At 64.1% G+C, this 14,185-nt stretch carries 14 protein-coding genes and 1 pseudogene; 11 read left to right on the forward strand and 4 right to left on the reverse strand.

Annotation, left to right across the window (positions count from 1 at the left end; all coding sequences use genetic code 11):
- The 10 genes and pseudogenes from VIG90_RS01800 to VIG90_RS01845 all read left to right on the forward strand — a co-directional run.
- Positions 1-358, forward strand: a pseudogene (locus tag VIG90_RS01800) (cytochrome c oxidase subunit II); the annotation flags it as partial.
- Positions 359-379: 21 nt separating this feature from the next.
- Positions 380-2,014: a cytochrome c oxidase subunit I gene (gene ctaD / locus VIG90_RS01805; protein WP_331591711.1), complete on the forward strand. Its 1,635-nt coding sequence runs from the start codon at positions 380-382 to the stop codon at positions 2,012-2,014.
- Between the two features lie 27 nt (positions 2,015-2,041).
- A complete protein-coding gene (locus VIG90_RS01810) occupies positions 2,042-2,995 on the forward strand; it encodes a heme o synthase (RefSeq protein ID WP_331591712.1) in 954 nt (317 codons plus the stop codon).
- The gene (locus VIG90_RS01815) at positions 2,992-3,117 is read left to right on the forward strand and encodes a hypothetical protein (RefSeq protein ID WP_331591713.1); all 126 of its coding nucleotides are present in this window, start codon (positions 2,992-2,994) and stop codon (positions 3,115-3,117) included. Before VIG90_RS01810 ends, VIG90_RS01815 begins: the two co-directional genes overlap by 4 nt.
- The gene (locus VIG90_RS01820) at positions 3,114-3,722 is read left to right on the forward strand and encodes a cytochrome c oxidase assembly protein (RefSeq protein ID WP_331591714.1); all 609 of its coding nucleotides are present in this window, start codon (positions 3,114-3,116) and stop codon (positions 3,720-3,722) included. The genes VIG90_RS01815 and VIG90_RS01820 overlap by 4 nt, the downstream gene beginning before the upstream one ends.
- A gap of 17 nt (positions 3,723-3,739) precedes the next feature.
- Complete coding sequence (locus VIG90_RS01825) at positions 3,740-4,576, forward strand: cytochrome c oxidase subunit 3 (protein WP_331591715.1); 837 nt, start codon at positions 3,740-3,742, stop codon at positions 4,574-4,576.
- A 73-nt stretch (positions 4,577-4,649) separates the two neighbouring features.
- Positions 4,650-5,333 carry an SURF1 family protein gene (locus tag VIG90_RS01830; protein ID WP_331591716.1) on the forward strand — a complete coding sequence of 228 codons (684 nt, stop codon included), beginning with the start codon at positions 4,650-4,652 and terminating at the stop codon, positions 5,331-5,333.
- Between the two features lie 52 nt (positions 5,334-5,385).
- Positions 5,386-6,774: a threonine synthase gene (thrC, locus tag VIG90_RS01835; RefSeq protein WP_331591717.1), complete on the forward strand. Its 1,389-nt coding sequence runs from the start codon at positions 5,386-5,388 to the stop codon at positions 6,772-6,774.
- A gap of 18 nt (positions 6,775-6,792) precedes the next feature.
- The gene (locus VIG90_RS01840; protein WP_331591718.1) at positions 6,793-8,052 is read left to right on the forward strand and encodes a pitrilysin family protein; all 1,260 of its coding nucleotides are present in this window, start codon (positions 6,793-6,795) and stop codon (positions 8,050-8,052) included.
- 11 nt (positions 8,053-8,063) lie between these two features.
- Positions 8,064-8,954, forward strand: a complete 891-nt coding sequence (locus VIG90_RS01845; protein WP_331591719.1) for a class I SAM-dependent methyltransferase — start codon at positions 8,064-8,066, stop codon at positions 8,952-8,954.
- A 527-nt stretch (positions 8,955-9,481) separates the two neighbouring features.
- On the opposite strand, the gene VIG90_RS01850 is transcribed toward VIG90_RS01845, so the two are convergent.
- The 3 genes from VIG90_RS01850 to VIG90_RS01860 form a co-directional block, all read right to left on the reverse strand.
- Positions 9,482-10,294 (reverse strand): DUF3800 domain-containing protein, encoded by an 813-nt coding sequence (locus VIG90_RS01850; protein WP_331591720.1) that lies wholly within the window; start codon positions 10,292-10,294, stop codon positions 9,482-9,484.
- A 157-nt stretch (positions 10,295-10,451) separates the two neighbouring features.
- Positions 10,452-11,255: an RNA methyltransferase gene (locus VIG90_RS01855; protein ID WP_331591722.1), complete on the reverse strand. Its 804-nt coding sequence runs from the start codon at positions 11,253-11,255 to the stop codon at positions 10,452-10,454.
- Between the two features lie 53 nt (positions 11,256-11,308).
- On the reverse strand, positions 11,309-11,878 hold the full coding sequence (locus VIG90_RS01860) for a YqgE/AlgH family protein (RefSeq protein WP_331591723.1): 570 nt from the start codon (positions 11,876-11,878) through the stop codon (positions 11,309-11,311).
- A 141-nt stretch (positions 11,879-12,019) separates the two neighbouring features.
- Here VIG90_RS01860 and VIG90_RS01865 point away from each other — a divergent pair, with 141 nt between their 5' ends.
- A complete protein-coding gene (locus VIG90_RS01865; protein WP_331591724.1) occupies positions 12,020-12,502 on the forward strand; it encodes a peroxiredoxin in 483 nt (160 codons plus the stop codon).
- Between the two features lie 66 nt (positions 12,503-12,568).
- Here the strand turns inward: VIG90_RS01865 and tyrS are convergent, their stop codons facing one another.
- Positions 12,569-13,837, reverse strand: coding sequence for a tyrosine--tRNA ligase (gene tyrS, locus VIG90_RS01870; RefSeq protein ID WP_331591725.1), 1,269 nt, complete (start codon positions 13,835-13,837; stop codon positions 12,569-12,571).
- Between the last annotated feature and the right edge of the window lie 348 nt (positions 13,838-14,185).

Below are 14,185 nucleotides of genomic sequence, written 5' to 3' on the forward strand. Positions count from 1 at the left end.
CAACCTGCCGCGCCTGCTGGCCACCGACAACCGCGTGGTCGTTACGGTCGGCAAGACCGTGAAGCTGCTCATCACTGCCTCCGATGTGATCCACTCGTGGGCCATTCCGTCGTTCTTCTTGAAGATGGACGCCGTTCCGGGCCGTATCAACGAGACCTGGTTCAAGGCTGACAAGCCGGGCATCTACTACGGCCAGTGCTCCGAACTGTGCGGCATCCGCCACGCCTTCATGCCGATCATGGTGGAAGTCGTGACTGAGGATCAGTTCGCCGCGTGGCTTGAAGAAGCCAAGACCAAGTTCGCGTCCGCTTCTGCCCCGACGCAGTTTGCTTCAGCCGACGTGACCGTGCGGCAGTAAGTTCGAGATACGGAGTACATGATGGCAAGCGCCACAGCACACGCTCACGACGAGCACGCGCACGACCACCCGAGGGGTTGGCGTCGCTGGGTGATGTCCACCAACCACAAGGACATCGGCATTCTCTATCTTATTTTCGCGATCGTTGCCGGTATCGTTGGCGGCGGTCTGTCGGGCTTCATGCGTGAAGAGCTGATGCAGCCGGGCATGCAGGTCCTGACCGGCCTGACCGACGGCGACATCGACCGCGCCTACCACATGTGGAACATGATGATCTCCGCCCACGGCGTGATCATGGTGTTCTTCATGGTTATGCCTGGCCTCATCGGCGGTTTCGGCAACTACTTCCTGCCGATCATGATCGGCGCTCCGGACATGGCGTTCCCGCGCCTCAACAACATCTCGTTCTGGCTGCTGCCGCCGTCGCTGATCCTCGCGATCATGTCGATGTTCGTTGAAGGCCCGGCTGGCCAGACCGGTTTCGGTGGCGGCTGGACCGCTTATCCGCCGCTCTCGACCGCAGGCCACGCAGGCCCGGCAACGGACTTCATCATCCTTGCCCTCCACCTGTCCGGCGCTTCGTCGATTCTCGGCGCGATCAACTTCATCACCACCGTGTTCAACATGCGCGCTCCGGGCATGACGCTGCACAAGATGCCGCTGTTCGCCTGGTCGATGCTGGTCACGGCCTTCCTGCTGCTGATCTCGCTGCCGGTTCTGGCTGGCGCCATCACCATGCTGCTGACCGACCGCAACTTCGGCACCACCTTCTTCGATCCGGCTGGTGGCGGCGACCCGGTTCTGTACCAGCACCTGTTCTGGTTCTTCGGTCACCCCGAAGTGTACATCATGATTCTGCCGGCCTTCGGCATCATCAGCCACATCGTGTCGACCTTCTCGCGCAAGCCGGTGTTCGGTTACCTGGGCATGGCCTACGCAATGGTCGCCATCGGCGTCGTCGGCTTCGTCGTGTGGGCTCACCACATGTACACCGCCGGCCTGGACGTCGACACCAAGGCCTACTTCACCGCTGCAACCATGATCATCGCGGTCCCGACGGGCGTGAAGATCTTCTCGTGGATCGCCACCATGTGGGGCGGCTCGATCACCTTCGAGCTTCCGATGCTCTGGGCGATCGCGTTCATCTTCCTGTTCACCGTTGGCGGCGTGACCGGCGTCGTGCTCTCCAACGCCGGTATCGACCTGGCCATGCACGACACCTACTACGTGGTTGCGCACTTCCACTACGTGCTGTCGCTGGGTGCCGTGTTCGCGATCTTCGCGGGCTGGTACTACTGGATCGGCAAGATGTCTGGCCGCGCCTACAGCAACATCCTCGGCCACCTGCACTTCTGGCTGATGTTCATCGGCGTGAACATGATCTTCTTCCCGCAGCACTTCCTGGGTCTGCAGGGCATGCCGCGCCGTATTCCTGACTATCCGGATGCCTTCGAGTACTGGAACATGGTGTCCAGCTGGGGCTACCGCGTCACGATCATCGGCATGGTCTTCTTCTTCCTGAACGTCATCTACACGCTGGTCGCTGGCCGCCGCGTTGGTGACAACCAGTGGGGCGAAGGCGCGACGACGCTGGAGTGGACTCTGTCCTCGCCGCCGCCGTTCCACCAGTTCGAGACCCTGCCGAAGATCAAGTAAGCAGGCTTGGATAAGGAAACCAAGACGGTGAACAGTTCCGTCACATCTCCTGCCATGACGGCCTCGGCGCACAGCGCCGAGGCCGAATGGCTCGGCCTCGCCACCAGCGGGTCGCTGGCGACGTGGCGTGACTATTTCCAGTTGCTTAAGCCGCGCGTTGTGAGCCTGGTGGTGTTTACCGGGTTCTGCGGCCTCCTGATCGCGCCGGGATCGATCAACCCGATCCTCGCCGCCGTCGCCATCCTCTGCATCGCAGTGGGTGCGGGTGCGGCCGGTGCGTTCAACATGTGGTACGAGGCGGAATCCGATGCTCTCATGCGTCGGACCGCCAACCGGCCGATCCCGGCCGGAAAGATCGCCAAGCCCGAGGCGCTGGCATTCGCCGTGACGCTTGCAGGGGCATCCGTCGTCCTGATGGCTCTGGCCACAAACTGGGTGGCGGCCGGCCTGCTGCTGTCCTCCATTTTCTACTACACCCACATCTATACGGTGTGGCTGAAGCGGCGCACGCCGCAGAACATCGTCATTGGCGGCGGAGCCGGAGCGTTCCCGCCGGTGATCGGCTGGGCAGCCGTGACGGGCGACGTCACCCTGATGCCGGTTCTGCTGTTCGCCATCATTTTCCTGTGGACCCCGCCGCACTTCTGGGCCCTCTCGCTGTTCGTGAAGGGTGATTACGAGCGCGCCGGGATCCCGATGCTGCCGGTGGTTGCGGGCGAATCCGTGACCCGGCTGCAGATCTGGCTGTATACGTGGCTGCTGGTTGCCGCCTCCATCGCGCCGTGGCCGCTGGGCCTTGCCGGCAGCGTTTATGGCGTCAGCGCCTGTGCCCTTGGTGCCCTGTTCCTTGCAGGCGCATTCCGAGTGTGGCGCGGCGATGACATGAAGGCCTGCAGGCAGCTCTTCGCCTACTCCATCCTGTACCTGTTCGTTCTGTTCGGCGCGCTTGTTGCCGACTACTTCCTCGGGAGGGTCCTGTGAGCGATACGCCGAATCCGAAAAAGAACCTGCGCGGCCGCAACATTGCGCTGGCACTGGCTTTGTTCGCGTTTGTGGTGATCGTTTACCTGGTCTCGATCGCCCGGATGGGAGGAGCGTCATGACCCAGAACGACACCAACCTGAACCGCAGCAACCGACGCGTTGCGCTCATCGCGGCAGGCATCGTGGCGGGCATGACCGGTATGGCGTTCGCCGCCGTGCCGCTCTACCAGATGTTCTGCCAGGTGACCGGCTTTGCCGGCACCACGCAGCGCGCTGAAGCCGCCGCCGGCGCCGTTGAAGGCACGACGATTACCGTTCGCTTCGACGCCAACGTCAATCAGGGCCTGCCGTGGAAGTTCCACCAGGTTCAGAACACCCAGACGTTGAAGATCGGCGAGCAGGGGCTGGCCTACTACAAGGCCACCAACCTCAGCGACCAGCCGGTGACGGGCACGGCCACGTTCAACGTGACCCCCGACATCGCGGGCAGCTACTTCAACAAGATTGAGTGCTTCTGCTTTACCGAGCAGTTGCTCGAGCCTGGGCAGAGTGTCGACATGCCTGTGGTCTATTTTATCGACCCGGCGATTCTCGACGATCCCCATGCAAACAAGATCAGCGAGATCACGCTGAGCTATACATTTTACAAAGTGGACAAACCGGCCGTAGCTCGGCAACAGGTGACTGGGGCAACCGCACCGGCCGTTGGGGCGACGCGAATCTGAGAGAAGGACCGTTAGTAATGGCGGCTGCAAAAAATCACGATTACCATATCATTGACCCGAGCCCGTGGCCGATCATCGCCGCGTTCTCTGCGTTCGCAGCGGCGCTTGGCGGTATTTTCTGGATGCGTGATGCTTCGTGGGCTCCGTGGGTGTTCGGCCTGGGCATTGCCGGCATCCTCTACACCATGTACGCATGGTGGACGGACGTCGTTCAGGAGGCCGAAACCGGCCACCACACCCCGGTTGTCCAGCTCCACCACCGCTATGGCGTGATCCTGTTCATCGCCTCCGAAGTCATGTTCTTCGTCGCGTGGTTCTGGGCCTACTTCAACTTCTCGCTGTTCCCGGAAGGCTACGAGGCGATCAGCACCGCAACGGGCGGCGTGTGGCCGCCGAAGGACATCGAGATCCTCGATCCCTTCCTGTACCCGCTGCTGAACACCCTGATCCTGCTGCTGTCGGGCACCACCCTGACCTGGGCGCACCATGCCCTGATCCACGGTGACCGCCAGGGCCTGAAGAACGGCCTGATCTGCACCATCGTGCTGGGCGTGATTTTCTCAGGCGTTCAGGTTTACGAGTACATGCACGCGGCCTTCGCCTTCTCGGGCCACGTCTATGGCGCGACCTTCTACATGGCGACCGGTTTCCACGGCTTCCACGTGTTCGTCGGCACCATCTTCCTGATCGTCTGCCTGTTCCGTGCCAACGCCGGTCACTTCAAGCCGAACCACCACTTCGGTTTCGAAGCTGCCGCCTGGTACTGGCACTTCGTTGACGTGGTGTGGCTGTTCCTGTTCCTCGCCATCTACGTGTGGGGCAGCAACTTCGGCGCGGCCGTGATCGGTCACTAAGACCGGACGCCACGCTGGTAAAAAGACGCGCCCCGGGCCTATGTCCGGGGCGTTGTTTTTTGGGAGACGGTTGATGAGGCGCCTTGTTCCTGTTGTGCCGACGATCATGGTGGCCGCCATGCTGGCGGTGCTGGTCAGTCTCGGCCTCTGGCAGATCGACCGGATGCACCAGAAGGAAGAGATGCTGGCGCATTACCGCGCCAACAGCCTTGCCGCGCCCGCGCCGCTGCCCGCCGCCATGGCGGATCCCGAGAACCACGCCTTTCGCACCGCGCTGCTGAACTGCACGTTCGAGGGCGAGGCGGTACTCTCCCCCGGCGCAAGCGTGAGCGGCAAGGCAGGACAGCATGTCTATGCCCTGTGCCGGGACGAGGGACGGGCGGACCGGGTTGTCGTCGACCTCGGCTGGGTGCCGTTTCAGGCGCAGGTTCCGGCCGTTGACGGCCTGAGCGCGACAGTCGAGGGTGTGGTGCGGCCGTGGGCAGGCCACACGGCGATGGAAAAGCTGAGCGGCTCTGCCCGTGTTTCGCCGGAGTCGTTCCGGGCAGATGCGCCGATCGCGCCGGTTTTCGTGCAGGCGGAGCGACTCGTGCCGGCGGGCGGCAGCGTGTTCCCGCAGACTCAACCAAGCCCGCTTCGCCCGGAAGCCATCCCGAATAACCACCGATCCTACGCCATTCAGTGGTTTCTTTTTGCCGGGACGCTACTGGCGATATATGGGGTTTACGTTTACCGCTGGCGCAGGTTGCAGCGGTAAACCGGCGGAGATACAGTCCGCCGCTCTTAATTTCTGATTCGGTGACGGTAACGTGAAATATATTAGCACGCGGGGCAACGCTCCGGTCCTGAACTTCAAGGAAGTGACCCTGGCGGGCCTCGCACGCGATGGCGGCCTTTACGTTCCCGAGACGATTCCGCAGTTCTCTGCCGATGACATCCGCGCCATGGCCGGGCTTTCCTACGTGGAAACCGCCGTGCGCGTGTTGATGCCGTATCTCAGCGATTCCATCGGTGAGGACGACCTGCGCGCCCTTTTGACGGAAGCCTACGGGCAGTTCGACCACAAGGCGATCGCCCCGCTCAAGCAGCTGGATTCGCGCAACTGGATCCTCGAGCTGTTCCACGGCCCGACGCTGGCGTTCAAGGACTTCGCCCTTCAGGTACTGGGCCTGCTGTTCGAGCGCTTCCTGGCCGAAGAGAAGCAGCACATGACCGTGGTCGGCGCGACCTCGGGCGATACCGGCTCGGCCGCGATCCATGCCCTTGCCGGCCGCGACAACGTCGACATCTTCATGCTGCATCCGCTGGGCCGCGTGTCCGAAGTGCAGCGCCGCCAGATGACCACCGTCATGGCGCACAACGTGCACAACATCGCCATCGAGGGCACGTTCGACGACTGCCAGGCGCTGGTGAAGGCCATGTTCAACGACCAGCCGTTCCGGGACAAGTTCCGGCTGTCGGCGGTGAACTCGATCAACTGGACCCGCCTGCTGGTGCAGGTGGTGTACTACTTCTACGCGGGCGTTCGCCTCGGCGCGCCGGACCGCAAGCTGGTGTTCTCGGTGCCGACCGGCAACTTCGGCGACGTGTTCGCGGGCTACATCGCCAGCCGCATGGGCCTGCCGGTGGAGCAGCTGATCGTCGCCACCAACGTGAACGACATTCTGCACCGCGCGCTGAGCGAGGGCGACTATTCGGTGGGCTCGGTGCAGCCGACCTCCTCGCCGTCCATGGACATTCAGGTGTCCTCCAACTTCGAGCGTCTGCTGTTCGATCTGCACGGCCGGGATGGCGCGGCGCTGCGCGCCACAATGGAAGGCTTCGAGAAGAGCCGCCGCATGAACCTGACCGCTGAGCAGCGGGCAGAGGCGGCCAAGCTGTTCACCTCCTTCCGTGCCGACGAGGACGAGACGGCCTACACGCTGCGTCAGGTCTCGACCGACAGCGGGCTGATTCTCGACCCGCACACCGCGGTGGGCGTGGCCGCCGCCTGGGCCAAGGCCCCGCAGGGGAGCGCCCCGGTTGTCACCCTCTCGACCGCGCATCCGGCCAAGTTCCGGGATGCCGTCGAGCGCGCCACCGGCCAGCGACCCGCGCTGCCGCCGCGCGTTCAGGGCGTGTTCGACCGTGAAGAGCGTTACGACGTGCTGCCGAATTCCCTCGAGGCGATCGAATCCTTCATCGCCGAGCGGGTCTAAGGCCGAACGGATCAGGGAATGACACTCAACGTATCGACGCTGCCCAACGGGCTGCGTGTTGCAAGTTTGGATATGCCGGGGCTGGAGACGGCCGCGGTGGGGTTGTACGTCGATACGGGAAGCCGGTTCGAACCTGCGCCTGCCCATGGCGTTGCCCATATGCTGGAGCATATGGTGTTCAAGGGCACGCGCAGGCGCTCGGCCCGGCAGATCGCCGAGGAGATCGAGGCGGTCGGCGGCATTCTGAACGCCTACACCAGCCGGGACCAGACCACGTTCTACGCCCGCATTCTGGCGCAGGACATGCCGCTCGGCATCGATCTGGTCTCGGACCTGATCACCGAGCCCGCGCTCGACGAGCAGGAGATGAACCGGGAACGCGAGGTCATCCTGCAGGAGCTGAGCCAGGCGCGCGACACGCCCGACGACATCATCTTCGATGACCTTCAGGAAATCGCGTTCGCCGACCAGCCGCTGGGCCGGTCCATCCTCGGCACGGAGGAGACCATCCAGTCCCTCCAGCCCGAGGACGTCCGCACCTGGCTGGACGGGCACTATCGCGCCGAATCCATGGTGCTGGCCGCCGCCGGCAAGGTGGATCACGACACCATCGTGAAACTGGCCGAGGACCGGCTGGGCGGCCTGCCCGCAGGTCGCCGCCCCCAGGGCAACACGGCGCGCTATACGGGCGGCGAGGTGCGCAGCATCAAGCCGATCGAGCAGACCCACGTGACGCTGGGCCTGCCCGGCGTCAGCTACGCGGACCCGGACTATTATCCCGAACTCATCTTCGCCACGGCGCTGGGCGGGGGCATGTCCTCCCGCCTGTTCCAGGCGGTGCGCGAGGAGCGGGGGCTGGCCTATTCCATCTATTCCTACGCCAGCAACTATGCGGAAACCGGGCTGTTCACCATCTACCTCGCCACCGGGCCGGACTCGGCGGGCGAGGCGGTGGACCTGACGCTGGAGACGCTGCTGCGCTCGCTCGACGGCATGAGCGAGGAAGAGCTTCACCGCGCCCGGGCCCAGCTGAAGGCCAGCGTGTTCATGGGCCTGGAGAGCTGCTCCGGCCTGTCCGAGCAGATCGGCCGGCAACTGCTGCTGTTCGACCGGGTCATTCCCACCAACGAGATCATCGAGCGCATCGACGCCACCACTGCCGAGGACGTGCGCCAGGCCGCCCTGCGCATGGTGCAGGCCGGACCGCTGACGCTGGCAACGGTCGGCCCGTCCGAAGCCGTGCCCGGCCTTGCTGCGCTTCAGGCCAGACTGTCATGAGCCCACGTATCATGAGCGGCGACCCAACGCTGGAACTGCTGATCACCGAGCCCTGGCCGGATTTCGAGCTGCTGGACAGCGGCAACGGCCGCAAGCTGGAGCGCTACGGCAAGTACCGCTTCATCCGCCCGGAGCCGCAGGCGCTGTGGCAGCCCGCCCTGCCCGAATGGGACGCGGATGCGGAGTTCGTGCCCGGCAACACCGAGGATACCGGCAAGTGGCAGTTCGCCCGCAAGGTGCCGGACGCCTGGCCGCTGGAGCGCGGGGACATCCGCTTCTGGGGCGCGTGCACGCCGTTCCGCCATCTGGCCTTCTTCCCGGACATGGCCCCGCAATGGGACTTCATGCGCCGGAAGGTGGAAAGCGCGCCTGAGCAGCCCGAAGTGCTGAACCTGTTCGGCTACACCGGGCTGGCCAGCCTCGTGTGCGCCGACGCGGGCGCGAAAGTCACGCACGTCGATGCCTCCAAGAAGGCGATCACGGCGGCGGTTGAAAACCAGAAGCTCTCCGGCATGCAGGACAAGCCGATCCGCTGGCTGGTGGAAGACGCCGGCAAGTTCCTCGCCCGGGAAGTGCGGCGCGGCCGTACGTACCAGGGCCTGATCCTCGACCCGCCCAAGTACGGGCGCGGCCCCAACGGCGAAGTGTGGAAGCTGTTCGAGCAACTGCCCGACATGCTCAAGCTCTGCCGTCAGGTGCTGGACAAGGACTCCCGGTTCCTGATCCTGACCGTCTACGCCATCCGCGCCTCGGCGCTGGCGTTTGCTCAGGCCGTCGAGGAAGCGCTGGGCGACCTCGGCGGCAAGGTCACCTTCGGCGAAATGGCCATCCGCGAGTCGTCGACGCGCGGCAACCTCATCCCCACGGCGCTGTTCGTGCGCTGGGAGGGGGAGAACTCCTAACCGTCCCCAGCCCTTCGGGCTTTGGTATCATGCCCTTCGGGCTTTGGTTTCGTGGGGGTCCATAACCCCCACACCCCCATTCGTTTGGCGGGCCGTGACTGATCGTTCTGTAAGAGCGCAGGCTTGCTTCGTCAGGCGATTGTAAAAAACCTATTGACATTGGGAAACCCCTGTGACAAGAGGGGTGAGCCTTGGGGAGTTTCCGAGGCGCGTACTCGTGTTCCGGTTTGCGTGACGTGACTGACGGCAGGTGCAACAGGAAGGGGGCGAGTATGCTGGGGCTTTTCTGTTTTCTGATGGTGCTGACGCTGGCCGCACGTGCTCTGGCCGGTCTTACCGTGTCTACCCCGGTGCTGTCTGTTTCGATGGAGGCAGCAGACGTGCGCGATGGCGGTCAGATATTCGGCGCACGAAACAACGTGGTAGTGCAAAAGGGCGACGCCGTCGGCCAAGCGCTTCTCCGCAAACAATCCACAGCCTTGAACCTTGCTCACCGCGGGTCTGGGGTCGTCTGGGGCGAGCGCTGCTCAGGCGGAATCGCTATGAGCAGCCTGCGGCAGAGCTTGGGAATCGGGCAAGTCCAGAACAACGAGGCCGCTGCCGGGGAGCAGCGCATCGTTGATGCTCTGGCCGAAGTTTCGAGCGAAACCGGTCCAGTCGCCATATTCATCCGGACGACTGGCATGAGCTGCAATCCGGCCGGTAAGTCCGCACATCCAGTCAGCGTACTGCAAGGTTTGGTACAGGTGGCTTTCGGCCTGCAACGGGGGCTCCACTAATGCCCGGCACTTGTCGGCAGCTTCAAACATGGCTGTGGTGCAGGCCTCAACCTGGTGTTCCCGCCAATTGTTGCCCGCCTGCTGCTCATCCAACAGAACGGCAAAGGTTGCATGGTCTCGTTGGCAGTGTTGGTTGATCAGGCGGATCGCTTCGATCAGGACGGTACGAAACAGGCTGCTGGGGGGAGGTGCTGTCGATGCCGTCGTCTTTGTCACGCCAACACAGACCACGTAACCGCCAATGCTGCTGAGGTGGCGGAACAGGCGCTGCGTCGTACGGCGTAGACTTCTGTACTTCTCTATGTTCCGAACCGTATAGAGAGCCGCACCTTTATTCTCCCACCGGTATGGCGGCAGCTTGTCGGGGTTGTTGTTTTCAAGCTCCCATGCCAGCAGATGGCACTTCAGCTTGTAGAAGTAGATGGCGAACTCCCGCACCTGATCTGCTGGGATCAGGATGCCGGCCAGACCAAAAACGGGGCTGGTCTGAAAGCGCGGGTGATCTCGCGCAACGTATGGGCCGATGTGGCCAAACTCATCCAAATAGGCGATGTAATGCATGGATTTGCCCAGAAAACACGAAAGCCCGCTGCAAGGGTTTGCTGCGGGCTTCGGATGATGGGCATGGGGCTTAGGCCATGCGTTGCCTGATGAGTAACGCGGATCGGGCTAATGCGTCAATCTCGGCATGGTCGTAGGCGGGCTTGGCGGGTGGCCCCTACTTCCGGCGGGTCTGGTTGAGGACTTCGTAGACGATGACGGCGGTGGCGATGGCGACGTTGAGGCTGTCGGCCTTGCCGCGCATGGGGATCTTCACCAGCGCGTCGCATTCCTGCTCGTAGGGCTCGGGCAGGCCGGACTGTTCGTTGCCCATGAACAGGAAGGTGGGGGCCGGGTATTCGATGGCCTGATAGTCGTGCTCGGTGTTGAGGGATGCGCCGACGAGGAAGCCGGGGCCGGAGCGCAGCCAGGGCTGGAACTCCTCCCACTTGGCCTGCACCAGCGGCACGGTGAAGAGGGCACCCATGGAGGCGCGCACGGCCTCGACGCTGTAGGGATCGCAGCTGTTGTCGAGGAGGATGACGCCGCCCGCGCCGACGGCGTCCGCCGTGCGCAGGATGGTGCCGAGGTTGCCGGGGTCCTTCAGGCTCTCGCACACGATCCACGCGTAGGAGGCGTTGCGGTCAAGATCGGCCAGCGACTTGCCGATCTCGGTGAAGACGCCGAGCACGCTTTGCGGGTTGTCCTTGCGGGAGAGCTTGCGCAGCACGTCCGCGCTGGTCTCGATCACCTCGCCGTCCGCTGCCTCGGTGGCCTCGATCAGGCGCTGGAGAACCGGGTGGTCCTCCATGTCGGGGCCGTGGATCAGGTAGGCAGGGGCGACGCCCGCCTCGATCGCCTCGGTGACGACACGCATGCCCTCGGCCAGGAACAGGCCTTCGCGCACCCTGAACTTCTTCTCGTGCAGGGAATTGATGCTCTTGATGAGCGGATTGGACGGACTGGTGATGAGCTTAGACATAGCCCGCACCTACACGGGCGCAGGAAGGCAGGCAACCCCGCGTGTGCGCGCGGTCAGGCGTGGCCCGCCTCGCCCGAGAGCATGCGCACGTCGATGCCGATGGAGCTCATGGCGCGGGCCCACTTCTGGTCCAGCGGCGCATCGAACACGATGGCCTCGGTTGCCGGGCAGCTCAGCCAGCCGTGGCGGGTCAGCTCCTTGTCGAGCTGGCCGGGAGCCCAGCCCGCATAGCCCAGCGCCACCAGCGAGCGGTGTGGCCCGCGATGGGAGGCCATGTCGCGCAGGATGTCGAGCGTGGCGGTGAGCGAGATCTGGTCGGTGATCCGGATGGTGGAGGGCTGCTCGTACTCGGTGCTGTGAACCACGAAGCCGCGGGAGGGCTCGACCGGCCCGCCGGCATGCACCGGCGTGTGCTCGTATTCCTCGCCGGGCTCCACCTCGAGCTGCTGGAGCAGCTCCGCCACGGACAGGCGCTGGAACGGCCGGTTGATGATCAACCCCATCGCGCCTTCGGCGGAGTGTTGACACAACAGGATGACAGCCCGTTCGAACCGGGGATCACCGATGCCGGGCATGGCGAGCAGAAGCTGGCCTTCAAGGTAGTGATCGTCGCTCATGGTCATAAGGATGATCCTACCGAACCTCGCTGGCAAGTCCTCGACATGCCATGTGTTGAGACTATAACCCGAGTGCAGCCGCAATGAAGCGGCACGGGCTACGCATTGCAAGGACTTCAAGCGTCCTCGGGAGAAAGGGTTCCATCCATGGCGATTCAGGTCGGCGACAAGATTCCAGCGGCAACTCTGTTCGAGATTGGCGACAACGGCCTCGGCACGGTGTCCACCGACGAGCTGTTCGCGGGCAAGACCGTGGTGTTGTTCAACGTGCCGGGCGCGTTCACCCCGACCTGCTCCGCCAAGCACCTGCCGGGCTTCATCGAGAAGGCCGACGCGCTGAAGGCCAAGGGCGTGGATGCGATCATCGGCATGGCCGTGAACGACCCGTTCGTGATGAAGGCCTGGGGCAAGGACGCAGGCGTGGGCGAGGCGGTGCGTCTGGTGTCTGACGGCAATGCCGAGCTGACGAAGAAGCTGGGCCTGGAAATGGACGGCACCAAGGCCGGCCTCGGCACCCGCTGCCAGCGCTTCTCGCTGATTGCCAAGGACGGCGTGATCACCCACCTGAACGTGGAGCAGCCGGGCGCATTCGAGGTTTCGACCGCCGAGTACGCGCTGGGCCAGCTGTAAGGCTGAGAACCCGCAACGGTTGGAAAGGGCGCTGCCGCAAGACAGCGCCCTTTTTGTTTGGAAGAATTACACGGGCCGGACGAGGGCGTGCTTCTTGCGCCCGGCGGAAAGTTTGACGGCCCCGTCCACGATGTCATCGGACGAGACGGTGGCGGCTTCGTCCATGATGGCAGTGCCGTTGACCCGCGCGCCGCCGCCGCGGATGAGTCGGCGGGCCTCGGCTTTCGAGGAGGCGAGTTCTGCCATGACCAGAAGCTCGACGAGGGAGGCTCCGGCGCGGAGTCGGCCCGCCTCGATGTCGAAGGTGGGCAGGCCGGTGGCGGCGGCTCCTTCCTCGAACGTGGCCCACGCGGTCTCGCGGGCGTGCCGCGCGGCGTCAGCGCCATGGCAGAGGGTGGTAATTTCATCGGCGAGGATTTTCTTGGCCTCGTTGATCTCGCTGCCCGGAAGGGATTCAAGGCGCGCGATTTCCTCGAGCGGCAATTCGGTGAACAGGCGCAGGAAGCGGCCGACGTCCGCGTCTTCCGTGTTGCGCCAGAACTGCCAGAAATCATACGGGCTGAGACGATCCGCATTGAGCCAGACCGCGCCGGAGGCGGTCTTGCCCATTTTCGCGCCGGACGCGGTGGTGAGCAGCGGGGCGGTCAGCCCGAACAGCTCCAGCCCTTCGACCCGGCGGCCGAGCTCGACGCCGTTGATGATGTTGCCCCACTGGTCCGACGCGCCGAGCTGGAGGGCGCAGCCGTGGGTGCGGGCCAGTTCGAGAAAGTCGTACGCCTGAATGACCATGTAGTTGAATTCGAGAAGGGAGAGGGATTGCTCCCGCTCCAGCCGGAGCCTGACCGAGTCGAACGACAGCATGCGGTTGACCGAGAAATGGCGGCCGAAGTCCCGCAGGAAATCGATGTAGCCGAGCCGGTCCAGCCAGTCGGCATTGTTCACCATGACGGCGTCCTGCGGGCCGTCACCAAAAGTGAGGAAGCGCTCGAACACGCGGGCGAGCCCCGCAAGGTTGGCGTTGATCTGGGCGTCATCCAGGAGCGGGCGGGTGGTGTCGCGAAAGCTGGGATCGCCGATGCGGGTGGTGCCGCCGCCCATGAGCACGATGGGCTTGTGGCCGGTCTTCTGGAGCCAGCGCAGCATCATGATGGGAATGAGGTGACCGACGTGGAGGCTGTCCGCCGTCAGGTCAAAGCCGTTGTAGGCAACGACCGGCCCGGCACGGAGCCGCTCATCGAGCGCGGCCAGATCGGTGCACTGGTGCAGGAAGCCGCGCTCAACAAGCGTGCGCAGGAATTCGGACTGCGGGGCAAATTCAGGGGAGGGGGATGTCATGGAAGTCTCCGTGAGGATGGCCGAAGGCCGGAGACTTCTTCGCTTGAAACTGTGCGCCGCCGACCTTGCGGCCGCAGGACAGGTTCAGAAAATGACCAAGCGCGCCGCCCTTATGAGGACAGCGTATAATAGAGGCCGGACAGGGTGAGCGCCGAGGTCATGGCGCGGGGTATAACGGCAGCGGCCCGTCTCCACAACCGAAACCGGCAGCTGTGCGACGGGCCGCTGTGAAAGGCGGACGGATATGAGCAGCCGTCAGCGCGGGGTGGCGAGGCCGAGGCGGGCAAGCGCCCCGGCCAGCTTCTGCCCTTCGGCGACGGTGACGGGGCGCGGCGTCGTCATGGGCAG

Origin of the sequence: Pedomonas sp. (assembly GCF_036515995.1) — a bacterium.
GTDB lineage: Bacteria > Pseudomonadota > Alphaproteobacteria > Sphingomonadales > Sphingomonadaceae > Pedomonas.

Bases quoted from the DNA above. Each gene is read 5' to 3' on its own strand.
- ctaD (WP_331591711.1), top strand. From the start codon at position 380: ATGGCAAGCGCCACAGCACACGCTCACGACGAGCACGCGCACGACCAC.
- VIG90_RS01820 (WP_331591714.1), top strand. From the start codon at position 3,114: ATGACCCAGAACGACACCAACCTGAACCGCAGCAACCGACGCGTTGCG.
- VIG90_RS01825 (WP_331591715.1), top strand. From the start codon at position 3,740: ATGGCGGCTGCAAAAAATCACGATTACCATATCATTGACCCGAGCCCG.
- VIG90_RS01830 (WP_331591716.1), top strand. From the start codon at position 4,650: ATGAGGCGCCTTGTTCCTGTTGTGCCGACGATCATGGTGGCCGCCATG.
- VIG90_RS01840 (WP_331591718.1), top strand. From the start codon at position 6,793: ATGACACTCAACGTATCGACGCTGCCCAACGGGCTGCGTGTTGCAAGT.
- VIG90_RS01845 (WP_331591719.1), top strand. From the start codon at position 8,064: ATGAGCGGCGACCCAACGCTGGAACTGCTGATCACCGAGCCCTGGCCG.
- VIG90_RS01850 (WP_331591720.1), bottom strand. From the start codon at position 10,294: ATGCATTACATCGCCTATTTGGATGAGTTTGGCCACATCGGCCCATAC.
- VIG90_RS01855 (WP_331591722.1), bottom strand. From the start codon at position 11,255: ATGTCTAAGCTCATCACCAGTCCGTCCAATCCGCTCATCAAGAGCATC.
- VIG90_RS01860 (WP_331591723.1), bottom strand. From the start codon at position 11,878: ATGACCATGAGCGACGATCACTACCTTGAAGGCCAGCTTCTGCTCGCC.
- VIG90_RS01865 (WP_331591724.1), top strand. From the start codon at position 12,020: ATGGCGATTCAGGTCGGCGACAAGATTCCAGCGGCAACTCTGTTCGAG.
- tyrS (WP_331591725.1), bottom strand. From the start codon at position 13,837: ATGACATCCCCCTCCCCTGAATTTGCCCCGCAGTCCGAATTCCTGCGC.